At 56.9% G+C, this 21,809-nt stretch carries 20 protein-coding genes; 11 read left to right on the top strand and 9 right to left on the bottom strand.

The features are described from left to right. The first annotated feature begins 1 nt into the window (after position 1). Together MHN28_RS20330 and MHN28_RS20325 are read left to right on the top strand one after the other, a co-directional pair. Positions 2 to 556, top strand: coding sequence for a cytochrome b (locus MHN28_RS20330; RefSeq protein WP_239344394.1), 555 nt, complete (start codon positions 2 to 4; stop codon positions 554 to 556). Positions 557 to 1,254: 698 nt separating this feature from the next. Then, positions 1,255 to 2,061 carry a glycosyltransferase family 25 protein gene (locus MHN28_RS20325; protein ID WP_239344393.1) on the top strand — a complete coding sequence of 269 codons (807 nt, stop codon included), beginning with the start codon at positions 1,255 to 1,257 and terminating at the stop codon, positions 2,059 to 2,061. A gap of 426 nt (positions 2,062 to 2,487) precedes the next feature. Here MHN28_RS20325 and MHN28_RS20320 read toward each other — a convergent pair whose 3' ends face one another. From MHN28_RS20320 to MHN28_RS20285, 8 genes are all read right to left on the bottom strand, one after another. Continuing rightward, complete coding sequence (locus tag MHN28_RS20320; protein ID WP_239344392.1) at positions 2,488 to 2,892, bottom strand: RidA family protein; 405 nt, start codon at positions 2,890 to 2,892, stop codon at positions 2,488 to 2,490. 64 nt (positions 2,893 to 2,956) lie between these two features. Then, a complete protein-coding gene (gene kynU, locus MHN28_RS20315; protein ID WP_239344391.1) occupies positions 2,957 to 4,153 on the bottom strand; it encodes a kynureninase in 1,197 nt (398 codons plus the stop codon). Between the two features lies 1 nt (position 4,154). After that, positions 4,155 to 4,994 (bottom strand): tryptophan 2,3-dioxygenase, encoded by an 840-nt coding sequence (gene kynA / locus MHN28_RS20310; protein WP_239344390.1) that lies wholly within the window; start codon positions 4,992 to 4,994, stop codon positions 4,155 to 4,157. Further along, positions 4,991 to 6,610 carry an AMP-binding protein gene (locus tag MHN28_RS20305; protein WP_239344389.1) on the bottom strand — a complete coding sequence of 540 codons (1,620 nt, stop codon included), beginning with the start codon at positions 6,608 to 6,610 and terminating at the stop codon, positions 4,991 to 4,993. The genes kynA and MHN28_RS20305 overlap by 4 nt, the downstream gene beginning before the upstream one ends. 2 nt (positions 6,611 to 6,612) lie before the next feature. Next, positions 6,613 to 7,776: an acyl-CoA dehydrogenase family protein gene (locus MHN28_RS20300; RefSeq protein ID WP_239344388.1), complete on the bottom strand. Its 1,164-nt coding sequence runs from the start codon at positions 7,774 to 7,776 to the stop codon at positions 6,613 to 6,615. Next, complete coding sequence (locus tag MHN28_RS20295) at positions 7,776 to 8,576, bottom strand: enoyl-CoA hydratase family protein (protein WP_239344387.1); 801 nt, start codon at positions 8,574 to 8,576, stop codon at positions 7,776 to 7,778. Before MHN28_RS20295 ends, MHN28_RS20300 begins: the two co-directional genes overlap by 1 nt. Before the next feature lie 13 nt (positions 8,577 to 8,589). After that, on the bottom strand, positions 8,590 to 9,333 hold the full coding sequence (locus tag MHN28_RS20290) for an SDR family NAD(P)-dependent oxidoreductase (protein ID WP_239344386.1): 744 nt from the start codon (positions 9,331 to 9,333) through the stop codon (positions 8,590 to 8,592). After that, positions 9,330 to 11,627 carry a bifunctional salicylyl-CoA 5-hydroxylase/oxidoreductase gene (locus tag MHN28_RS20285; RefSeq protein ID WP_239344385.1) on the bottom strand — a complete coding sequence of 766 codons (2,298 nt, stop codon included), beginning with the start codon at positions 11,625 to 11,627 and terminating at the stop codon, positions 9,330 to 9,332. Before MHN28_RS20285 ends, MHN28_RS20290 begins: the two co-directional genes overlap by 4 nt. A gap of 137 nt (positions 11,628 to 11,764) precedes the next feature. Here MHN28_RS20285 and MHN28_RS20280 point away from each other — a divergent pair, with 137 nt between their 5' ends. Continuing rightward, positions 11,765 to 12,592 (top strand): alpha/beta hydrolase, encoded by an 828-nt coding sequence (locus MHN28_RS20280; RefSeq protein WP_239344384.1) that lies wholly within the window; start codon positions 11,765 to 11,767, stop codon positions 12,590 to 12,592. Then, positions 12,589 to 14,556, top strand: coding sequence for a 3-hydroxyacyl-CoA dehydrogenase NAD-binding domain-containing protein (locus MHN28_RS20275; RefSeq protein ID WP_239344383.1), 1,968 nt, complete (start codon positions 12,589 to 12,591; stop codon positions 14,554 to 14,556). Before MHN28_RS20280 ends, MHN28_RS20275 begins: the two co-directional genes overlap by 4 nt. Positions 14,557 to 14,593: 37 nt before the next feature. On the opposite strand, the gene MHN28_RS20270 is transcribed toward MHN28_RS20275, so the two are convergent. Beyond that, positions 14,594 to 15,037: a MarR family winged helix-turn-helix transcriptional regulator gene (locus MHN28_RS20270; protein WP_239344382.1), complete on the bottom strand. Its 444-nt coding sequence runs from the start codon at positions 15,035 to 15,037 to the stop codon at positions 14,594 to 14,596. A gap of 507 nt (positions 15,038 to 15,544) precedes the next feature. On the opposite strand from MHN28_RS20270, the gene MHN28_RS20265 reads away from it, so the two are divergent. The 7 genes from MHN28_RS20265 to pcaF are packed head-to-tail and all read left to right on the top strand — an operon-like array spanning position 15,545 to position 21,730. Beyond that, on the top strand, positions 15,545 to 16,681 hold the full coding sequence (locus tag MHN28_RS20265) for an ABC transporter substrate-binding protein (protein WP_239344381.1): 1,137 nt from the start codon (positions 15,545 to 15,547) through the stop codon (positions 16,679 to 16,681). A gap of 60 nt (positions 16,682 to 16,741) precedes the next feature. Next, complete coding sequence (locus MHN28_RS20260; protein ID WP_239344380.1) at positions 16,742 to 17,659, top strand: branched-chain amino acid ABC transporter permease; 918 nt, start codon at positions 16,742 to 16,744, stop codon at positions 17,657 to 17,659. A gap of 1 nt (position 17,660) precedes the next feature. Next, complete coding sequence (locus tag MHN28_RS20255) at positions 17,661 to 18,644, top strand: branched-chain amino acid ABC transporter permease (RefSeq protein ID WP_239344379.1); 984 nt, start codon at positions 17,661 to 17,663, stop codon at positions 18,642 to 18,644. Further along, positions 18,637 to 19,392: an ABC transporter ATP-binding protein gene (locus tag MHN28_RS20250; RefSeq protein WP_239344378.1), complete on the top strand. Its 756-nt coding sequence runs from the start codon at positions 18,637 to 18,639 to the stop codon at positions 19,390 to 19,392. Before MHN28_RS20255 ends, MHN28_RS20250 begins: the two co-directional genes overlap by 8 nt. After that, entirely contained in the window at positions 19,389 to 20,078 is a 690-nt protein-coding gene (locus MHN28_RS20245) for an ABC transporter ATP-binding protein (protein WP_239344377.1), read from the top strand. The genes MHN28_RS20250 and MHN28_RS20245 overlap by 4 nt, the downstream gene beginning before the upstream one ends. A gap of 2 nt (positions 20,079 to 20,080) precedes the next feature. Next, positions 20,081 to 20,482, top strand: a complete 402-nt coding sequence (locus MHN28_RS20240) for a thioesterase family protein (protein WP_255733454.1) — start codon at positions 20,081 to 20,083, stop codon at positions 20,480 to 20,482. Between the two features lie 42 nt (positions 20,483 to 20,524). Beyond that, positions 20,525 to 21,730, top strand: a complete 1,206-nt coding sequence (pcaF, locus tag MHN28_RS20235; RefSeq protein ID WP_239344375.1) for a 3-oxoadipyl-CoA thiolase — start codon at positions 20,525 to 20,527, stop codon at positions 21,728 to 21,730. Positions 21,731 to 21,809 lie beyond the last annotated feature (79 nt).

The following is a 21,809-nucleotide window of genomic DNA, read 5'->3' as shown; positions in this document are numbered from 1 at the left end:
GATGACAATTCAGAAATATGCCCTGTCCGCCAGGCTGCTTCATTGGGCCATGGCTGTTGGCTTTCTGGCCATGTGGGCCAGCGGGTATTACATGACGAGGTTGGCCGCCGAGGACTCAGCGGTCGAAGAACTTCTCTTCGATTTGCATATCTCAACGGGTGTGACACTGGTTGGATTGATGATCCTGCGTGTGCTCGTTCGGGCTACGCATCAGGTTCCGGCCTTGCCCGTGGATATGCCAAAACGAGAGCAGAGATTTGCGCATCTTGGCCATATTGCCCTGTATCTGTTTCCAATCTGCGTGTTGCTGTTGGGTTGGTCTGAGGTCGATGTCGGTGGGCACCAAGTCCGGTGGTTCGGCGTTCCAATGCCCAAAGTGTTTCCGACGTTGGAATCCTTGTGGGGGCTCAATCTGGAAAACACGACCGAGACACTTCACAGGGTCTTTGCCTACGCCTTCTTAGCCGTCGTTGTTGGCCATATTGCAGCAGTGTTCAAACACAAGAACATCGATGGGCATGACGTCATGCCAAGAATATCCCTACGCGAGAGGTAAGCAGCGCGACTTCATTGGATTTGAGGTGAACTTGGAGGTGACAAGCAGTTTTTTGCCTCCAAGGTTGCGCGAAAGCCGAACACGGCGCGCGCGCCCAAAATCGTGGATAATCGCGGAACTGTCCGCTTTCTTGCAAAATTGTAAACCAACGGCAAAGTCACTGATACATTCCCGGATTATCTGAGGCCTCCAGACGCATTTACCTTAACGGAGGTTCACAATGTGGAAGGAACGGTTTTCCAGGACCGCCTCAAGGCACCGGACGACATTGGTGTTCGCCGGAAAAGACCCAGCATGTTAACGACACTGGCCTCCACAATGGTCGCGGGCTGCCGATCCTCTGCCTTGAGCCTTTACACACTCCTGTACGTGCTAGCGGATCGTATCCGCTATCTTCTTTGGCACTTGTACTTGCTTCCGATCGACCAAAAAGACCGTCTCTCGTGGGACGTCTATGAAAATGGGAAGTCTCGGCATCGCAACCCGGCAATGGCCGTCGCAGAATTAGGTTTTCACCTCACCGTCATCGCATTCATCTGGGAATGGATTTAGTTTTCTCAACTTGTTCGGCGCCTTCAATCAGTGGGTTGAGAACGACTTCAACGCCCAGGCTGCAATCGCAAAATCCCGCTTTTCTCGATGATCCAGCATGCCACGACCTCCTTCGGATGCGCAAAGCCAACAATGAAAGGCGCCAAATGAAGATCATGGTTATCAACCCTCCAAACAACAGGTCGCGGCGCGAGTTTCAACTCCGCCAAGCTGACCGGCTGGGACTGGAACTGGAGTTTGTGAACGGCGTTTCAGTCGGTGACTTGCCATCCAGGGTGCTTCAGAATGCGGCAAATGACTGGACACGTTTGATCAGAGCTCAGGATGTCGCCTGCACGTTTTCTCATTGGAGTGTTTGGGAGAAAGTCGCGAACCTGGACCAAAAGGTTTGTATCCTAGAGGACGACGTGTTGATCTCAAATAGCTTCAAACCGGTGTTGTCCTACATCCGGTCGCGTCCGGATGAGTGGAATTGCGTCTATGATCTTGAATACGCGCAGAAAAAGCACACGCTTGGCAAAACTCCAATATGGCAGAACGCTGAGTTGAGTGTCGAAGCGCACCGCATCTACAAGAACAAACGCGGAGCGGCAGCATATGTCCTTGGGCCCGCTGCGGCCCAAAGACTGCTGGACGAAGCAAAACACTACCACATGATGGAAGGGTTCCTTTGGACAAGAAAATGGATGACGCAGATGCAGATTGAACCTTGTCCGGTTGTGCAGCTTGATGTGCTCGATCCAACGGCGACTTTCGGGGAAAACAACGTAAACCCGGCAAACACAATGGTCTTCAAAAACAGCTCTTGGGTAAAAGCCAAATTAAAGCGGCTTTCAATTTCCATCGGAGAAACTCCACAAGTGTTGTCAGGAGCAACAATCGGTGAACGCAGACCTTTGCGGATGAACCCGAGTGAATTCTGTCCTCCAGGTGTTCTGAACCCGGAAACCTGACCCGGGACAGGCAGCGATCTGCTCTACCTGCTGACGCATTGATCGTGGTGACCGGGCTCGGCGCATATTTTTTGGTGCCGAATTCGTGGAACCCGCCACGTTATTGCCGCGCAGCGCATTGCTGACACTACCCGTGTGGACGGCGGGAGTGCCCTGGGCCAACCGGTGCGACGCGGCATATTTTCTGCGACTATAGTGTTGTGCAAATGCAGATAGGTGTCCTCTGTTGATCTTGAGCGGGCTTGCGCCTTGCTGCTGAAACTGCGGGTACACTGATGCGCCATCCTAAGACGCTTAATCTGACGAAACACTGCCAACATAGTTGTAAAACTCTGGCATCTCAACATCCTGAAATTGCTGGGTCACATCGGCTAACTTGTACTCCGCAACAGAACCGCATTCTGGTCCAATCATCCGCTGTTTCCCTCACCGACCGCCGGCGATATGTGCCGTGGCTTCAATTTCGATCAGAGCTTCATCTTCGACCAGGTCCCTGACAATCAGCAAGGACATGGCTGGAAAATGTTTGCCCAACACCCTGCGGTACGCCTGACCGACTTCGCGCTGTTTTGCCAGGTATTCATCCTTGTCCTTAACGAACCAGGTCAAGCGGGCGATATCTGTCGGCTTGCCTCCGGCGGCTTCGACCACGGCGACGATATTGCGCAGGGTCTGCTCCATTTGCCCGATAAAATCCTTGGCTTCGAATTCCTTATTTGCGTTCCAACCGATCTGGCCGCCAACATGGAGCGTTCCGTTTTCCGCCAGCATGCCGTTTGCATAGCCAAGTGCGGGGGCCCATCCGTCGGGGTGAATTTCTTTCAGGTTCATCTTGTATCTCTTCCGCTTGGTTTCGGGCAGTGTGTGCAAGAGGGCCGAAGCTGGCGCGCCGATCTCAGGTTACGCGCGATCTCAGTTGGTAATTCGGGTCCCGCCAGAGATCGTTCTGAATCACGGTCTCGATGGTTATTGCAGCGGCGACGACGTCCTCTTCATTCAGGTAGAGCGGGGTAAACCCAAACCGCATGATGTCCGGCGACCGGAAATCTCCGATTACACCCCTGTCTATCAGCGCCTGCATGGCGGGATAGCCGTGTTCGAAAGCAAACGAGACCTGCGAGCCGCGCTCGGCCGGATCACGTGGCGAGGCCAGTTGCAACTGCGGGCAGCGCGCCTCGACCTCGGCAATGAACCTGTCAGACAGAGCGACCGAAGCCATGCGCACATCCTGCAGATCAACGTCTTCCCAGATCTGCAATGCCTCATCCAGAATAGACAGCTGAACCACCGGCGGCGTACCAACCCGCAAACGCTCGGTCGACATTGCCGGGCGGTATTGCGGGTCCATGGCAAACGGCGCCTCGTGCCCCATCCACCCCGCAAGCGCGGGCTGTACCGTTTCAACGAGATCGGGTCGCACATAGATGAACGCCGGAGCACCGGGGCCGCCATTTAAGTACTTGTAGGTGCAGCCCGTCGCAAACTCGGCGTTGGAGGTAATCAGGTCGACGGGAAACGCGCCAGCACTGTGGGCAAGATCCCAGATCATGACGGCTCTGGCATCATGGGCGCGGCGGGTGATCTCGATCATGTCGTGCTTGCGGCCCGTGCGAAAATCCACTTCGGTCAGCATGACCACGGCCACGTCTTTGTTGATGGCGTCAGCGATATCTTCCGGTGCCGTAGTGCGCAGCTCATATTCTTTGTCGATGGTTTCGATCAGGCCCTGCGCCATGTAGAGATCGGTTGGAAAATTGCCTTCATCCGACAGAATGACGCGTCTTTCAGGACGCATTTTCAAAGCAGCGGCCAGCGCCTGATATTCTTTGATCGACAACGTGTCACCGGTTGCGACGGATCCCGCAGGCGCACCGATCAACCGGGCAATCTTATCGCCAACCCTCTGCGGCAGAGAGATCCAGTCGGCCGTGTTCCACGCTTTGATCAGCTCCTGTCCCCATTCGGACCGGATGGTTGCCAGCGCACGGTCCGCCGCCGTTTTCGGAAGCGGACCAAGAGAGTTTCCGTCGAGGTAAATCACATCGTCCGGAATATCGAACAAGTGCTTTCGATAAACGGTGTTTCCGGACATCTCAAAGCTCTCCGCGCAAATGCCAGAGTTCGGGGAAGAGTTCGACGCTGAGCATTCGGCGCAGGTATTCAACGCCGGACGTCCCGCCTGTCCCGCGCTTGAAGCCAATCACCCGCTCAACAGTGGTGACGTGGTTGAAGCGCCAGCGCCTGAAATAGTCCTCGAGATCGACAAGCTTTTCTCCGAGTTCGTACAAGGTCCAGTAGGTGTCGACATCCTCGTAAACCTGCCTCCACTTGGCCTGAACCTCGGGCAGGGGGGTATGAGGCGAACTCAACTGTGGTTCGGGGATTTTTGCGTCGGGGCCGTCGATTGTGGTGATCAGCAATCGAATGACATCGTCGTACAAACTCGGTCGGGCCAATTCTGCGCTGAGCATTTCACGAACTTCCCGATTGTGCTCGTGCGGTTTGAGCATGTTGGGGTTTCTGTTGCCCAGGACGTATTCGATCATCCGGTACTGATAGGATTGAAATCCTGACGACGGACCAAGCGCCTCGCGAAACCTGGTGTAGTCGGCGGGCGTCATCGTGCGCAGAACGTCCCATGCATTGTTGAGCTGTTCGAAAATCCGCGACACGCGCGCCAGCATTTTGAACATGTGGGACATGTTTCCCGCGTTCAACGCGTCTCGGGCCATGGACATTTCATGAAGCGCCAGCTTCATCCAAAGCTCGCTGGTCTGATGCTGAATGATAAACAGCATCTCGTCATGGGCGCTCGACAACGGGCATTGCTGGCTCAACAGGTTGTCCAGCTTCAGGTAGTCGCCATAAGACATGGCATCCTTGAAGCCCATCTTTGCGCCTTCCGAGCTTGGATCATATGGCTGCGCGCTCATGACTTTTCCTTCAATCTGAAACGCTGGATCTTTCCCGTTTCGGTTTTTGGTAATGACTGCGCAAAGATGATCGATCGGGGGTATTTGAACGGGGCGATGGATGCTTTGACGTGGTCCTGCAACTGTTTGACCATGTCCTCGTCCGGCTGGTGACCACATGAGAGAACGACATGCGCCTGAACGATGGAACCGCGTGCACCGTCAGGAAAACCGATAACGGCGCATTCGGCGACCGCTTCGTGGCTGAGTAAGGCGGCTTCCACTTCCGGGCCGGCAATGTTGTATCCCGATGAGACGATTATGTCGTCATTCCGGGCGGCAAAATGGAAATACCCGTCCTCATCTCGGTAGAAGGCATCCCCCGACACGTTCCAGCCGTCCTGGACGTATTCCCGCTGGCGTTCCCCTCTCAGGTACCGGCACCCGGTTGGGCCGCGTATCGCAAGACGGCCCACGTCACCAACGGGCACCTCCTTGCCGTCGTTGTCGATGATTTTGGCAACATATCCTGTGACTGGCTTACCCGTGCAGGCCGGTTTGTGGTCTTCAAAACGGTTGGTGACAAAGATGTGCAACATCTCGGTCGCGCCTATGCCGTCCAGCATTGGCTTGCCCGTTTTCTCAATCCAGTCATCGTAGACCGGACCGGGCAAGGTTTCACCGGCGGAAACGGCTGCGCGCAAAGACGAGAGATCTGCCCCGTCATCCATGGCCTGCATCATGGCCCGATAGGCTGTTGGGGCGGTAAAGCAGATCGTGGCGCGATACTGTTCGATAACGTCCACCATGTTCGGCGGCGACGCATTTTCCAGAAGCGTCGCCGTTGCCCCGAAACGCAGCGGGAAAACGGCCAGCCCGCCCAGCCCAAAGGTAAAGGCCAGCGGCGGAGATCCTATGAAGACATCTTCCGGCGTGACGTTCAGCACTTCTTTTGCATAGCCGTCGGCGATGATCAGCAGATCGCGGTGAAAATGCATCGTTCCCTTTGGTTCACCGGTCGATCCCGATGTGAAACCGATCAGTGCGACATCGTCCTGCGCCGTCTCGACCGCATCAAAGATCACGGGTTTTTCCAGCGCCAGACGATCCAATTCGGCATCGTGATTTGCAGTACCGTCAAACCCCACAACAGTTTTGAGGAATCTGCTGCCCTTGGCGCAGGCGGTCATTTCATCCATCAGACGGGTGTCGCACAACGCGTGGGTCACTTCGGCCTTGTCGACATACTTCGCAAGTTCCGCCGCCCGCAGCATCGGCATCGTGTTAACCACCACCGCGCCCGCCTTTGTGGCGGCCAGCCAGCAGGCAACCATGGCCGGGTTGTTGGCTGACCGGATCAGGACGCGGTTGCCGGGCTTTATGCCTAGATCCCTCACCAGGGCATGGGCCAGACGGTTGGTCCAATCCATCAGCTCTTTGTACGTCCGACGGCGTCCATTGCCGATCAATGCCGTATGATCACCGAAACCCTTTGCAACCATGGCATCCGTCAACTCGACCGCCGCATTCAGGCGATCGGGATAGTCAAAACCGCCCAACAGCAATTCCGGCCATGTATCGGTTTCCGGCAGGTTGTCCCGGGTGAACGTGTCGGTGTGAGCTGAATCTCTGAACATCTTCAAACTCCGTGGTTTGCGTTAAGCGCCTGACGTGCGATGACGACGCGCTGAACGTCCGAGGCACCTTCGTAGATCCGAAGGGCACGGATATCGCGATAGAGTTTTTCGACGGGTTCGTCGGCCTTTACACCGTCTCCGCCGTGGAGCTGAACCGCCTTGTCGATCACGACCTGTGCCTGATCCGTGGCGAACAACTTGGCCATTGCGGCTTCGCGCGTCACTTTTGGCGCGCCGCTGTCCTTGGTCCAGGCGGCGCGATAAACCAGCAGTGCGGCAGCATCGACGTCCAGCGCCATATCAGCAACGTGACCCTGCACCATCTGCAGATCGAACAGCGGCGCGCCCTGAAGGTGGCGGGTGGTGACCCGGTTCAGGGTTTCGTCCAGCGCACGGCGGGCAAATCCAAGCGCGGCGGCCGCGACGGTGGTCCGGAACACGTCCAGAACCGACATGGCAATCTTGAACCCTGAGCCTCGTTCCCCGATGAGCGCGGAAGAGGGGATACGGCAATCCGTGAATCCGAGCCTTGCAAGCGGATGAGGCGCAATTGTCTCAAGGCGCTCAACCACCTCGAACCCCGGTATGCCGGCAGGAACAATGAAGGCAGAAAGCCCTCTGGCACCCGGTGCCTCACCGGTGCGGGCGAAAACAGTGTAAACGTCGGCAATTCCACCATTGGAAATCCACGTCTTTTCGCCATTGAGAATGAAGTCGTCGCCATCCTGCACGGCCGTCATGGTCGAGCTGGAAACGTCCGACCCTGACTGAGGTTCCGTCAAAGCAAAAGCCGAGATCGCCTGACCCGCACGGGTCTGCGACAGCCACTCGGATTGCTGGGCTTTGGTGCCGAACAGCGAAATCGCACCGGTTCCAAGCCCCTGCATGGCAAAGGAGAAATCGGCCAAACCATCGTGCCGGGCCAGTGTCTCGCGGATAAGGCAGAGGCTGCGGACGTCAAGCAGGGCACCGCCTTCGGGATCAACGGCGGAATGTTGCAGCCAGCCGTCGCGTCCCAGTGCCGTGACCAGATCGCGACAGGCCTGATCCGTATCCGAGTGGTCGATACCCGCCAGTTCGGTAGCCGCCCAATCCTCAAGGCGCGCGGCCAGTTCCCGGTGACGATCCTCTAGAAATGGCCAGTTGAGAAAGCTTTTATCCGGCATCAGTCACCCTCGAATACAGGTTTTTCCTTGGCGACAAACGCGTTGTAGGCGCGGTGAAAATCCTGACCTTGCATGCAAATTGCTTGCGCCTGCGCTTCGGCTTCGATCGCCTGCTCAACCGACATCGACCATTCCTGCGCCAACATCGTCTTTGTCATCATGTTTGCGAAACTCGGCCCGTCAGCGATCCGGCGTGCCAGATCGTTTGCCGTATCAAGCAACTGATCCTGCGGCACGACCCGGTTGAAGTATCCCCAGGCCGCGCCTTCTTCGGCGCTCATTGAGCGGCCCAGATACAGCAGTTCGGCAGCGCGGCCCTGACCGATGATCCGAGGCAGGATGGCGCAGGCGCCCATGTCACAGCCCGCCAGACCCACACGGTTGAACAGGAAAGCGGTTTTTGCTTCGGGCGTGGCGATCCTGAGATCCGACGCCATGGCGATGATCGCACCGGCCCCGGCGCTGATGCCGTCAACAGCTGCAATAACCGGCTTGCCGCAATTCACTATCGCCTTGACCAGATCCCCGGTCATCCGAGTAAAGGTCAGCAGCTCTTTCATGTTCATTTTGGTGAGCGGGCCAATGATTTCGTGAACATCGCCGCCAGAGCTGAAATTCCCGTCATTCGGCGCAAAAATGACGGCTTTGACCGTGTCGCTATAGTGTAAATCCCGGAACCAGTCCCGCAGTTCGGCATAGCTGTCAAAGGACAGGGCGTTCTTTCGCTCCGGCCGGTTCAGCGCCACAGTGGCGATACCGTCGGAAATTTCGCATTTGAAATGCGTCACTTCGCTGCGCATTGATCTCTCCCTGTCATATTTCTCCGCCCGAAATGCTGAGCGCATGCCCGTTGACCGATCGTGCCGCATCCGAGCAAAGCCACATTGCCGTTCCGGCCACCTCGTCGGTCTGGACAAACCGTTTCTGCGGGTTGTTGCGCCAAAGTGAATTGGCGGCTTGTTCCGAAGTCATGCCGGTCTTTTCAGAAATGTTGGCTATGCTCCGGTCCAGCATCGGTGTTTCGATGAAACCCGGGCAGATCGCATTCACGGTTATGCCCGATGATGCCAATTCCAGAGACAGCGCGCGGGTTAGTCCCACAACGCCGTGCTTGGCAGCGCAATATCCCGACACGTATGAGTATCCCTTTAGGCCGGCCGTTGAAGCAATGGCAATCATCCGGCCCCAGCCCGCAGCCTTCATGTCGGGCAATGCGGCTTGCCAAACGTTGAAGACGCCGGTCAGGTTGACGCCAAGCATTTTATCCAGATCATCTGGCGACATTTTTTCGAAAGGCACCGACAGCGCTGCTCCGGCATTTGCAACAACGACTGCGATATCTCCGTGCTCGGCGCGAGCCGCGTCGAAGGCAGATGAGACTGAGCCCGGATCGGTGACGTCACACACCTGCCAGGACAGTCCCTGAGCCTGCAGCTGTTTCTGTCCGCGGCCCATGATTGTAACCTTGGCACCGGCATCTGCAAATTCCCGCGCCGTTTCGGCGCCGACACCGGAACCGCCGCCCGTCACGATGACATGTTTCCCTGAAATCGTCATACCTTGCCCAACACCTCTGCGTCACGGTCCGCCAGTCGCCAGCTTTGATCCCGGCCTGCCAGATAGGGGAGAGGCCAATCCGCGTGACGATCACCGATTGAGGCACCCGCATGCAGCGTCCAGTAGGGGTCAGCCAGATGCGGGCGTGCCAGACACACCAGATCCGCTCGCCCAGCCATCAGGATCGAATTGACATGATCGGGTTCATAGATGTTACCGACGGTCATGGTTCGGATACCGGTTTCGTTGCGGATGCGGTCCGAAAAGGGAGTCTGGAACATCCGCCCATAGACCGGCTTTGCGTCAACCGTGGTCTGACCGGCAGACACGTCGATGATGTCAGCGCCTGCGGCTTCAAAGGCGCGAGCAATTTCTACGGCTTCTTCGGGGGTGACGCCGTCGACCCCAACCCAATCATTGGCTGAAATTCGGACCGCCATGGGCTTTTCAGAAGGCCATGCCCCACGCATTGCGGCAAACACCTCAAGCGGGTAGCGCAGCCGGTTTTCCAGAGACCCGCCGTATTCATCCGTGCGTGTGTTGGACACCGGGGATATGAAAGAGGATATCAGATACCCGTGCGCCGCATGCAGTTCGATCATGTCAAAGCCCGCGCGGTCAGCCATTTTTGTGGAGGCCACAAACTGTGCCGTTACCTCATCCATGTCGGCGCGTGTCATCGCGCGGGGTGTTGTGTTGTCGGGTGACCACGGTATTTCGGAAGCGGAAATCAGATCCCAGTTGCCGTCGGTAAGGGGCTTGTCCATGCCTTCCCAACCCAGATTGGTTGAACCTTTGCGACCGGAATGGCCGATTTGGCAACAGATTTTGGCATTAGTTTCGTGGTGTACAAAGTCGGTGATCCGCTTCCACGCAGTTTCATGTTCGTCTTTGTACAGCCCCGGACATCCCGGCGTGATGCGGCCAGTGTCGGATACGCAGGTCATCTCGGTATAGACGAGCCCGGCGCCCCCTTTTGCCCGTTCGCCCAGATGCACAAGATGCCAGTCGGTCGGTGATCCATCGACAGCCTTGTATTGCGCCATGGGGGATACGACGATCCGGTTTTGCAGCTCCATGTCCCGCAATCTGTAGGGCGCGAACATTGGCGCGCGTATTGGTGCATCCTCGGCGACGCCAGCCTGTGACTGGAACCAGCGCTCAGCCGATTCCAACCATTTCGGATCCCGCAGGCGCAGGTTCTCGTGACTGATGCGCTGCGACCGTGTCAGCAGCGAATAGTTGAACTGAACCGGATCGAGGTCCAGATACCGTTCTACATCCTCAAACCATTCCAACGAGTTCCGGGCGGCAGATTGCAGGCGCAGCACTTCCAGACGGCGCTCTTCCTGATAGCGTTGGAAGGCCGCCTCCATCGAGGGTTCGGAATGCAGGTAGTTGGCCAGGGCAATTGCGCTGTCAAAAGCCAGCCGCGAACCGGAACCGATCGAAAAATGCGCGGTCGCGGATGCGTCGCCCAGCAGGACGATATTGTCGTGATACCACTTCTCACACAAGATCCGCGGGAAGTTCATCCAGACGGCCGAGCCGCGCAAATGATCTGCGTTGGACATCAGCGCATGACCGTCAAGATGGGTGGCAAAAACATCCTGACAGGTGGCGACGATCTCCTCTTTCGACATGGCCTCAAAACCGAACCGGTCCCAGGTGTCCTGCGCGCATTCGACGATGAACGTCGCGGTGTCGTCATCGAATTGATAGACATGCCCCCAGATCCAACCATGCTCGGTCTTTTCAAAAATGAATGTGAAGGCGTCGTCGAATTTCTGATGGGTGCCCAGCCAGATGAACTTGCAGGCCCGCACATCCAAGTCGGGCTTGAAATGTTCCGCAAAAGCGGTGCGGGTTTGTGAGTTGATGCCATCGCAGACGACAACAAGATCATAGTCATCCCTGAATTCCGCAGCGGTACCGAATTCGGCTTCGAATCGCAGATCAACGCCCAATTCCCGCGCGCGGTCCTGCAAAAGGATCAGCATCTGCTTTCTGCCGATGCCAGCAAACCCGTGCCCGCCGGACACGGTTCGGACGCCATCATGCACAACAGCGATATCATCCCAATAGGCAAAGTTTTCGCGGATCGCCTGCGCGCTTTTTGGGTCGTTTTCCTGCAGGTTTTCAAGGGCGTCATCCGAAAGAACAACGCCCCAGCCAAACGTGTCGTTCGACCGGTTCCGCTCAAACACCACAACCTCATGCGATGGATCGCGCAGCTTCATGGAAATCGCAAAGTACAGGCCTGCCGGCCCGCCCCCTAAACAGGCAATCTTCATTTGTGCCTCCATCTGAAATCAGGGCTTCATTTTGGGTACATCCTAGGTCGTTTCCTCATTTACTTCAAGCTTGAAAATTTAAGTTTAAAGCAATATGGTTTCACCAACCTGATCCACACCAGAGCGCGGGCATTCAAATGACAAACGAAGCGGGAATTGACTGGACCGAAGCATTTGCAAATGCTGAATTCATTCCGAATGGTATGGAGTATCCGGCACGCTGGAAAAAGCGGGCCGCCGAGTTCCGAAACACGGCGGACAATGCGCAACTGGACATCGCCTATGGCGACCACCCGCGCGAAAAACTCGATCTGTTCCTTCCAGCGGGTCCGGTACGCGGTCTGGTCGTGATCGTGCATGGTGGGTACTGGCTGAGATTCGACAAATCCGATTGGTCCCATCTGGCCCAGGGCGCCATGGAACATGGCTGGGCTGTTTGCCTGCCAAGTTACATTCTGGCTCCTGAAGCCGAGATACCGGAAATCACGCGCCAGATTGGTAGCGCCATAACCGAGGCGGCACAGCGCATAGAAGGGCCAATTTACCTTTCGGGTCATTCCGCAGGCGGGCAACTTGTGACCCGAATGATGTGCGAGGACTCTCCGCTGGAGGAGCGTGTGTCCGCGCGTATCGAGCGCGTTGTGTCAATCAGCGGCCTTCATGATCTCCGCCCATTGAAGCTGAGCCAAATGAACAGCCAGCTTGGCCTGACGGACGAAACCGCCGCTGCAGAAAGCGCGGTGCTTTGCACCCCAGGGGTAGGGCCTGAACTGGTGTGCTGGGTTGGCAATGACGAGCGGCCGGAGTTCCTCCGGCAATCGGCATTGCTGGCAGAGCGCTGGCGGACCGCCGGAATAAACACACGGCTTCACGTCGAGGCGGGACGCCACCATTTCGATGTTATCGACGATCTCACTGACCCTGAAAGCATGCTGGTCAAAACCCTTGTCGGAGAACGGCCATGACGGTCACGCTTACAAAACGCGGCGCAATCGGGGTCGTGACAATCAACAACCCGCCTGTAAACGCGCTCAGTCAGAGTGTGCGGCAAGGTTTGCTGGATGCCTTGCGCGAAACCGATAACGACCCGACCGTGCAGGCCGTTGTGCTGGCTTGTTCCGGTCGTACGTTTGTCGCGGGTGCGGATGTGCATGAGTTTGGTAAGCCGCCTGTCGAGCCTCTGTTGCCAGATGTTCTCAGGGCCATTGAACTTGCCAGAAAGCCATGGGTCGCCGGGCTACATGGAACGGTTTTAGGGGGCGGGCTGGAGCTGGCAATGGCCTGTCACACGCGTATCGCCAAGGAAGATGCGCTGCTTGGATTGCCCGAAGTCAATCTGGGCCTGATCCCCGGCGCCGGAGGCACTGTGCAATTGCCGCGCCTTGTTCCGGCTGAACTGGCGCTCGACATGATATCCGGCGGCAAGCCCATCAAGGCGCAGCAAGCTGTGACAGCTGGTCTAATTGATGCGCTGGCCGGGGAGGACCTTTTGGAATCAGCGGTGGAGCTTGCCAGCGAAAAGGTTGCGTCTGGCGATCACCATTCGATTCTGGATCGCCCCGTCAATTTGCCGTCGGATATGGAGGCTTTCGAGGGCAAGGCGGCGAAGATCGAAAACAAGGCCCGTGGCCAGCTGTCTCCGGCGGCCGCTGCGCGCGCAGTCATGGCTGCGCTGGACCTGCCACCTGACGCCGCGCTGAAGCAGGAACGTGAGACCTTTCTTTGGCTCAAGGAGTCCCGGCAATCACGTGCGTTGCGATACATGTTCTTTGCGGAACGCGATGCGGGTCGGTTGAGCCGCCTGAAGGGGCTGGCGAAAAAGGAAATCAAAACCGTTGGCGTTGTTGGTGGCGGAACAATGGGCGCCGGGATCGCGGCGGCCTGCCTTCTAGCGGGGATGAATGTCACTATGGCCGAACGCGACGAAAACGCAGCCAAACTGGGCGCGGACCGTGTGATGGGCATCCTGTCAGGGAGCCTGAAGCGCGGATTGATTTCCCAAAGCCGGTATGAGTTGCATGAGCAGAACTTTCGATCGGCCACCAGCTACACCGCCTTCGCGACTGCGGACTTGATGATTGAGGCAGTGTTTGAGGAGATGGAGGTCAAGAAATCTGTTTTTGCCGACCTTGCCGCTGTAACCCGCCCCGATGCGATCCTCGCCACCAACACGTCCTATCTGGATGTGAACGAAATCGCCCGATCCATCAGCCATCCGGAACGGGTGATCGGGCTGCACTTCTTCTCTCCGGCACATATCATGAAACTGCTTGAAATCGTTGTGCCCGATCTGGTGTCGGACAAGGTTCTGGCAAGTTGCATCGGGTTTGGAAAACAGCTTGGTAAAGTTTGCGTCACGTCGGGCGTTTGCGACGGGTTTATCGCCAACCGAATAATGTCGTCCTATCGTCGTGAATGTGAATACATGTTGGAAGACGGCGCGCTGCCTTGGGAAATCGATGCCGCCATGGTCGATTTTGGCCTGCCGATGGGGGTCTTTCAGATGCAGGATCTGGCGGGGTTGGACATCGCATGGGCAATGCGCAAACGGCAGGCGGCAACGCGCGATCCGGATCAGAGATATGTCGAGATCGCGGACAGGATTTGTGAACAAGGCTGGTTTGGGCAAAAGACCGGCCAGGGATGGTACATCTATGACGGCAAACAGCGATCGCCCAACCCCGAGGTGGAAGAACTGGTTGTTTCGGAGTCCAGCCGCAAAGGGATCGTTCGCCGGAAAATGAGCGCCGAACACATCATGGGCCGCATACTTGAGTGTATGCAGGCCGAGGGGCAGGCCATTCTCGATGAAGGGATCGCCCGGTGCGCGCAGGATATTGATGTTGCCATGGTGAATGCGTTTGGATTCCCCAGATGGAAAGGGGGACCCATGTTTATCGCGGAAACACAGCAGTCCAGCGGATCATAAGCGAATGGTTTGCCCAAAAGCGTAGCGTTGGCGCTGGTCAGTGATCACGCTCGACCTTGTGTAAGAGGTCCCGAACCATGTCCAGATCGCTGTCATCGAGGCCGCTGAACAGCGCATTGACCTCGGCCTCATGCGCGCGCGCCATATCTTCAAACTTGTTCCGCCCGGAATCCGTAAGCGCCACAAGCACGCTTCGACGGTCATCCGGGCTCTGCCAACGTTTGGCCAGCCCGTCACTTTCCATCCGCTCAACGATCGCCGTGACATTCCCGTTTGACACCAGCAACAGCTTTCCAAGCTCGCTCATCTTCATCGGCTTGTTGTGACGATACAACGCCGCCGCAACATCGAAACGCGGCAACGTCGTGTCGTGTTGCGTTCTTAGGAATTCCCGCAAGTGGTTCTCGGTCGCGCGCGTCGCTCGCAGGAGCCTGATCCAGGCTCTGAGACGCCTTCTTGCCAGTTCATCTTTGTCACTCATTGACCGGAAGGCCCCATTTCAAGAAAGTCATGCAAAACGAAGTCGCATTGCAAAGCTGATCTTAGATGATGTTTCTTTAAACTTAAAGCATTGTAGATTGTTTTTGCAGTCAAGCTCTGACGTGTTTCGCGTTGCGATGCTTTCTGGTCACGTCCCCCTGAAATAAAAGCTACACTTCTTCAAGCTTGAAGCTTTAAGCTTGAACATTATCAGTATTTCGGGTACATCTGTGCATGCCAGATGCATCTTTGGCCAATAAATCGGGGGACAGGGGCTCAATATGCCCTGAACAGTCAAATCAAGTGAAGCATGAGAGATATCTCCGCAAAATTCACTCCGAAGTCCACCCTGCAGGCAGGGCGATTGACCTGCTGTGCAAGCTGCAAACCCCCGAAGAGAGAGATTGGGAGGCTTATAGACTAAAGCCTTCTTGACATTGCCGGGATCGGGCGGACGCTGACAACGCTCACCTTCAGAGCAAGCCAAACAAAAAACTGGGAGATCATCATGTCACTAAAACCGTTGCTTGCAGCGATATGCACAGCCGCTCTGGCCACCGGAGCCCAGGCCGAGGGCCTGAAGGTCGGGATGATAACAACTTTGTCGGGTGGCGGAGCCGGACTGGGGATTGATGTGCGCGACGGGTTTGTACTGGCTGTCGAGCAATCCGGCCGGGACGATATTGAAGTTGTTGTTGAAGACGACCAGCGCAAACCGGATATTGCGGTTCAGCTTGCGGACAAGCTGATCCAATCCGAGAAGGTCGACGTCCTGACGGGCATCATCTGGTCCAACCTGGCAATGGCCGTGGTGCCCGGAGCGGTGGCGCAAGGCAAGTTCTATCTTTCGCCCAACGCCGGTCCTTCGCCTCTTGCGGGGCGCGGATGCCACCAGAACTACTTCAATGTCGCGTGGCAGAATGACAATCTGCACGAAGCAGCGGGCGCCCATGCAAATTCGACGGGCTACGAAAAAACCTTCATCCTTGCGCCGAACTACCCTGCCGGGAAAGATGCGCTAGCGGGCTTCAAGCGGTTTTATGAAGGTGACGTGGCCGGCGAGATTTACACCAAGCTGGGTCAGACTGACTATGCGAGCGAGATTGCTCAGATCCGCGCTTCGGACGCGGACAGTGTGTTCTTTTTCCTTCCGGGGGGAATGGGGATCTCTTTCCTGAAGCAATATGCCGACAGTGGTGTTGACCTGCCGGTTGTCGGCCCCGCGTTCAGCTTTGATCAGGGAATTCTGCAGGCCGTAGGTGATGCTGCACTGGGTGTCCACAACACATCGCAGTGGTCGAAAGACATTGATAACCCAACCAATGCCGCGTTTGTCGAAAGCTTTCAGGCTAAGTATGGCAGGCTGCCTTCGCTGTATGCCAGCCAGGGATTTGATACCGCGAACCTGTTGATGTCAGCGATGGACTCGGCCGATGTCACCGATCAGGACGCGTTCCGGGAAGCGCTGAAAGCGGCCAACTTCTCCTCCACCCGCGGCGACTTTGAGTTTGGCCCCAACCATCACCCGATTCAGGACATCTATGTCCGCGAGGTGATCAAGGAAGGTGACGTCTACACCAACCGCATCATTTCGGTAGGTCTTGAAGATCGCGGCGACGCCTATGCCGCCGAATGCCAGATGTAAATTGCCCTAAGCCCGCCCGTTCGAGAGGACGGGCGGGCTTGTGCTGAAACAGGGGTAAGTATGTCCTGGATTCTCTTGGTGGAACAAACGCTTAACGGTTTGCAGTTTGGCGTTATGTTGTTCCTTATGGCCGCTGGCCTGACACTGATCTTCGGGGTTATGGGGTTGATCAACCTCGTCCACGGATCGCTTTACATGATCGGGGCTTTTGCCGCCGCAGCGGTTGCGGCCGCGACGGGTTCGTTTCTGCTCGCACTCATTGCAAGTCTGGCTGCTGCGGCTGCCGCCGGGGTCGTGGTCGAAACCACCGTCATCCGCAGGCTCTATGATCGCGATCATCTGGATCAGGTTCTGGCCACATTTGCGCTGATCTTGATCTTTTCAGAAGGCACACGCTGGGTGTTTGGGTCATTTCCCCTGTTCCTTGACCCGCCCGACTACCTGTCGGGCTCTGTTTCTCTACCGTTTGGTATCGAGTATTCCCGCTATCGCCTCAGCCTCATCGTGGTTGGATTGGCCGTCGCGGCCGGGCTGTTCTGGATGATCGCCAAAACCCGGATTGGTATCCGCATCCGGGCCGGAGAGAATGACCGGGAAATGATCGGCGCATTGGGAATCGATATCTCCAGCCTCTACACATTGGTTTTCGCGCTCGGCGCAGCTCTTGCGGGGTTGGCCGGAGCGCTGATTGGCGCAATTCAATCTGTGCAGGTGGGCATGGGCGAACCGGTTCTGATCCTGGCGTTTGTCGTCATCGTGATCGGCGGGATCGGTTCGATCAAAGGCGCATTGATCGGCGCAATTCTGGTCGGCCTCACGGACACACTGGGGGGCTTCCTGCTGCCAAAACTGTTTGCACTGTTCCTGTCTCCTTCAGCCGCAACTTCGGTCGGGTCGTCGCTGGCCTCAATGTCAATTTACATCCTCATGGCGGGCGTCCTTCTGGTTCGGCCCAAAGGGCTGTTTGGAGGGGTATGAAATGAAACGGGAATTCTTGCTGAACGGCGGCCTTCTCATCCTGCTTGTTGTGATCCCTGCGGTAGCATGGTTTACGGACGAACCCTTTTTGATCACGCTGGTCACGCGCGCGGTAATCTTCTCGATTGCGGGTATCGGACTGAATTTTGCGCTTGGTTTTGGTGGGTTGGTCAGCTTTGGCCACGCGGCATTCTTTGGTCTGGGCGGCTATGCCATGGGCATTCTGGCGTATCATGCCCAGACCTACACGCCGATGCTGGAATGGCCGGTTTTGGTCGAAGGCACAAACTCGATGATGATCATCTGGGTGATTGCCATCGTCGTAAGCGCTCTGGCCGCGCTGGCTATCGGAGCATTGAGCCTGCGAACGACGGGTGTTTACTTCATTATGATCACGCTCGCCTTTGGGCAAATGCTATACTACTTTACGATTTCCTGGTCTGCATATGGTGGCGAAGATGGCCTGTCGATTTACGTGCGGAACGGGTTCCCCGGTCTGAACACCATGGATCCGATCCAGTTCTTCATCATCTGTTATGTGCTGTTACTGGTAGTGGTCTATGGCGTATATCGGGCCGAAAAATCGCCATTCGGGTTGATGCTGCAGGCGGCGCGGCAAAATGAAGACCGGGTGCAGGCTGTGGGGCAGGTGCCTTATCGCCTCTATCTGACAGCCTTCACAATTTCCGGTGCGATCACCGGGCTGGCCGGTGCATTGTTTGCCGATCTGAACCGGTTTGTCAGCCCATCCATGCTCAGCTGGCAGACATCGGGTGAAATCATGATTTTTGTCATCCTCGGGGGTGTTGGCCGGGTGTTCGGGCCTGTCGCCGGGGCGGCCCTGTTCGTTTTGCTCGAACACAGTCTGGGCGGTCTGAGCGAGTATTGGCACATCTACCTGGGTGCCATTCTGCTTGGTGTCGTGCTGTTTGCCCGGGGCGGGTTGTTCGGGCTGATCGCGGGCCGGGAGGTCGCACATGACTGAGCCGGTTCTGGACGTACGTGGCCTGACCAAAAGATTTGGCGGCCTCGTTGCAAGCAAGAGCATCAGCCTCGATCTGCGTACAGGTGAAATCCACGCTCTGATCGGCCCAAACGGCGCGGGTAAGTCGACGCTGATCAAACAAATCGCCGGAGGGCTGCAACCGGACGAGGGCAGCGTCTATTTTGATGGGACGGACGTAAGCCCCCTGTCTACGGCTGCGCGTGCCCGGCTGGGCATGGGGCGAACTTTTCAGATCTCGTCGTTGGCCATGGATTACACCGTTCTGCAAAACACGGTTCTAGGCGCGCTGGGCCACCGAGGCGACGTGTTCCGGTTCTTCAGACCGGTCATGAAAGATAAAAAGTTGGTTCAGGCCGCCGAAAACGCGCTGGAGCAGGTCGGGCTAGCGGAGTTTCGTGCCTTCAGAACGTCTGATCTGTCTCATGGCCAGCGGCGTCAGCTTGAGGTTGCGGTCGCCCTGACGCTGGAACCCAAGGCCTTTTTGATGGACGAACCTATGGCGGGGCTTGGGCTTGAAGGCTCGCAACGGCTGATCGGGTTCCTTGACGGATTGCGGAGCAAAGCGCCGATCCTGTTGGTTGAACATGACATGGATGCCGTCTTCACCTTGGCTGACCGGGTTAGCGTGCTGGTTTACGGCGAAATCATAGCATCGGGTTCGGTCGCGGAAATTCGGTCCAATCCAACCGTGCGCACTGCCTATCTGGGCGAGGAGGACGCAGGATGAGCCTTTTGAAAATGGCCCATGTATCTGCCTTTTACGGACCCTCTCAAGCGCTGTTTGACGTCCATATTTCAGTCGAAGATGGCGAGCTTGTCGCACTGATGGGCCGCAACGGGATGGGGAAGTCGACGACGATCAAGGTTATTTGCCGATTGCTGAAAAACCGCGGCGGTTCGGTCCTGTTCAACGGTGAGGACATTACGCGGTTGCCACCCCATAAGGTTGCCCGCATGGGGGTGGGGCTGGTGCCGGAAGGGCGCCGATGCTTCACCGATCTGACGGTCTATGAAAATCTGATCGCCGCTGCGCGACCGGGTGAATGGGATTTTGCCCGTGTCGCCCGGCTGTTTCCCAGACTGCGTGAGCGCAGGGACCAGACCGCTGGCACCCTGTCGGGCGGTGAACAGCAAATGCTGGCCATTGGTCGGGCGCTGATGACCAACCCCCGCCTTCTGGTGCTGGATGAGGCAACCGAGGGTCTTGCGCCGGTTGTTCGGCAGGAAATCTGGGCGGCGATATCTAAGCTGAAAGCTGAAACGGGTATGGCGATTATTGTTGTGGACAAATCCCTCAAGGAATTGTCCGCAGTTGCCGACAAAGCCGTCATTCTTGAAAAGGGCAGATCGGTCTGGGTGGGAGACTTTGGTTCGCTTACTCCGGAAGTTACAGACAAGTATCTTGGGGTTTGAGCATGACTTTTGTCTTTCCGCAGAAAATTCTGTTCAGGCACTGTGATCCGGCAGGAATCGTCTTTTACCCGCGGTTTTTCGAAATGATAAATGACTGTGTCGAGGCTTTCTTCGAACGAGAACTGGCCTTTCCATTCTCTGAGATTCACCGGGATGGAGCAGTCCCAACCGCCGAAACTTCGACCACTTTCCTGGCTCCGTGCAGGTTGGGCGAAGAGCTGACCATCGAACTGCAGGTCACCAATCTGGGCCGCACATCCATGGGTATTGCGCTTCGAGCGGAATGTGGCGGTGAAACGAGGTTCGAGACAAAATCGACCTTGGTGTTCGTAAGCGAGAAGGGGCGACCGCAACCGTGGCCGGAACAGGTTCGCCACAAGGTCGACCGTTTCCTGAACCGGTGAGGTAAACACCCTGTCACGCATATTAAAGAGCTGAGCTGAGTAATGACCAACGCATTTATCTGTGACGCACAACGCACCCCGATCGGCCGGTATGGCGGCGCGCTGTCGCAAGTGCGCACCGATGATCTGGCCGCGATTCCGATCGCATCTTTGGTCGAGCGGAATCTGCAGGTGGATTGGGCGGCGTTGGATGACGTTATCCTTGGGGACGCGAACCAGGCGGGCGAAAGCAACCGCAACGTCGCACGGATGGCAGCGCTGTTGGCCGGGTTGCCGGTGGAGGTGCCGGGTACGACGATCAACCGGCTTTGTGCATCGGGCATGGACGCGGTGGGCATGGCGGCCCGTGCGATCCGGTCCGGTGATTATGATCTGGCAATTGCAGGGGGCGTGGAAAGCATGTCCCGGGCGCCATTTGTGATGCCCAAGGCCAGCAGCGCCTTTTCACGGGCCAATGCGGTTTATGACACGACCATCGGCTGGCGCTTTGTAAACCCGGCGATGGAAGACATGTACGGCACCGACTCGATGCCGCAGACTGCTGACAACGTGGCAGAGCACTATGGTATCAGCCGTGCCGATCAGGATGCCTTTGCCGCTCGAAGCCAGAGGCGTTGGGTTGCTGCGCAGGAAAGAGGTTTTTTCCGGGACGAGATCACCAAAGTCACGATTCTGCAACGCAAGGGTGAAGGGATTGTCGTGGAAGAGGACGAACATCCCCGGCCCGGAACAAGTCTGGAAAAACTGTCCGGTCTGCGCAGCATAAACGGACCCGACAAAACGGTAACTGCGGGCAACGCCTCGGGCGTCAATGACGGAGCCGCGGCCATTTTGCTGGCAAACGAGGCTGCTGCTATCCGCAACGGTCTGACACCGCTGGCACGCGTCATAGGTATGTCAGTCGCTGGCGTTGAACCGCGCCTCATGGGCATTGGCCCTGTCCCCGCGACGCGCAAGGTGCTTGCACGCGCCGGGCTGCGCGTCGAGCAGATGGATGTCATAGAACTGAACGAGGCATTTGCTTCTCAGGGGCTAGCATCATTGCGCGAACTTGGCGTGCCCGACGATGCGCCTCATGTGAACCCCAATGGTGGCGCGATTGCCCTGGGACATCCGCTGGGCATGTCTGGCGCACGACTGGTGATGACTGCCGCCTATCAACTCCGCCGGACGGGTGGGCGATACGCGCTATGTACTATGTGTGTGGGTGTCGGGCAGGGGGCCGCGATCATCATAGAGCGCGTGTAAGACAGGCGGTATTCCAGCCAATCGGGCGTTTTGTCAGTCTGGTTTGAATTTTATTCTGAGCTCCAGAATCTGTTTCCTG

It is taken from the genome of Ruegeria sp. Ofav3-42 (assembly GCF_022347725.1).
Taxonomy (GTDB): domain Bacteria; phylum Pseudomonadota; class Alphaproteobacteria; order Rhodobacterales; family Rhodobacteraceae; genus Ruegeria.
Note: the sequence above shows the minus strand (reverse complement) of the source record. Positions and strands in the feature narration are given on the sequence as shown.

Coding starts and splice junctions, on each gene's coding strand:
- MHN28_RS20330 (WP_239344394.1), top strand. CDS start 2: ATGACAATTCAGAAATATGCCCTGTCCGCCAGGCTGCTTCATTGGGCC.
- MHN28_RS20325 (WP_239344393.1), top strand. CDS start 1,255: ATGAAGATCATGGTTATCAACCCTCCAAACAACAGGTCGCGGCGCGAG.
- MHN28_RS20320 (WP_239344392.1), bottom strand. CDS start 2,892: ATGAACCTGAAAGAAATTCACCCCGACGGATGGGCCCCCGCACTTGGC.
- kynU (WP_239344391.1), bottom strand. CDS start 4,153: ATGTCCGGAAACACCGTTTATCGAAAGCACTTGTTCGATATTCCGGAC.
- kynA (WP_239344390.1), bottom strand. CDS start 4,994: ATGAGCGCGCAGCCATATGATCCAAGCTCGGAAGGCGCAAAGATGGGC.
- MHN28_RS20305 (WP_239344389.1), bottom strand. CDS start 6,610: ATGTTCAGAGATTCAGCTCACACCGACACGTTCACCCGGGACAACCTG.
- MHN28_RS20300 (WP_239344388.1), bottom strand. CDS start 7,776: ATGCCGGATAAAAGCTTTCTCAACTGGCCATTTCTAGAGGATCGTCAC.
- MHN28_RS20295 (WP_239344387.1), bottom strand. CDS start 8,576: ATGCGCAGCGAAGTGACGCATTTCAAATGCGAAATTTCCGACGGTATC.
- MHN28_RS20290 (WP_239344386.1), bottom strand. CDS start 9,333: ATGACGATTTCAGGGAAACATGTCATCGTGACGGGCGGCGGTTCCGGT.
- MHN28_RS20285 (WP_239344385.1), bottom strand. CDS start 11,627: ATGAAGATTGCCTGTTTAGGGGGCGGGCCGGCAGGCCTGTACTTTGCG.
- MHN28_RS20280 (WP_239344384.1), top strand. CDS start 11,765: ATGACAAACGAAGCGGGAATTGACTGGACCGAAGCATTTGCAAATGCT.
- MHN28_RS20275 (WP_239344383.1), top strand. CDS start 12,589: ATGACGGTCACGCTTACAAAACGCGGCGCAATCGGGGTCGTGACAATC.
- MHN28_RS20270 (WP_239344382.1), bottom strand. CDS start 15,037: ATGAGTGACAAAGATGAACTGGCAAGAAGGCGTCTCAGAGCCTGGATC.
- MHN28_RS20265 (WP_239344381.1), top strand. CDS start 15,545: ATGTCACTAAAACCGTTGCTTGCAGCGATATGCACAGCCGCTCTGGCC.
- MHN28_RS20260 (WP_239344380.1), top strand. CDS start 16,742: ATGTCCTGGATTCTCTTGGTGGAACAAACGCTTAACGGTTTGCAGTTT.
- MHN28_RS20255 (WP_239344379.1), top strand. CDS start 17,661: ATGAAACGGGAATTCTTGCTGAACGGCGGCCTTCTCATCCTGCTTGTT.
- MHN28_RS20250 (WP_239344378.1), top strand. CDS start 18,637: ATGACTGAGCCGGTTCTGGACGTACGTGGCCTGACCAAAAGATTTGGC.
- MHN28_RS20245 (WP_239344377.1), top strand. CDS start 19,389: ATGAGCCTTTTGAAAATGGCCCATGTATCTGCCTTTTACGGACCCTCT.
- MHN28_RS20240 (WP_255733454.1), top strand. CDS start 20,081: ATGACTTTTGTCTTTCCGCAGAAAATTCTGTTCAGGCACTGTGATCCG.
- pcaF (WP_239344375.1), top strand. CDS start 20,525: ATGACCAACGCATTTATCTGTGACGCACAACGCACCCCGATCGGCCGG.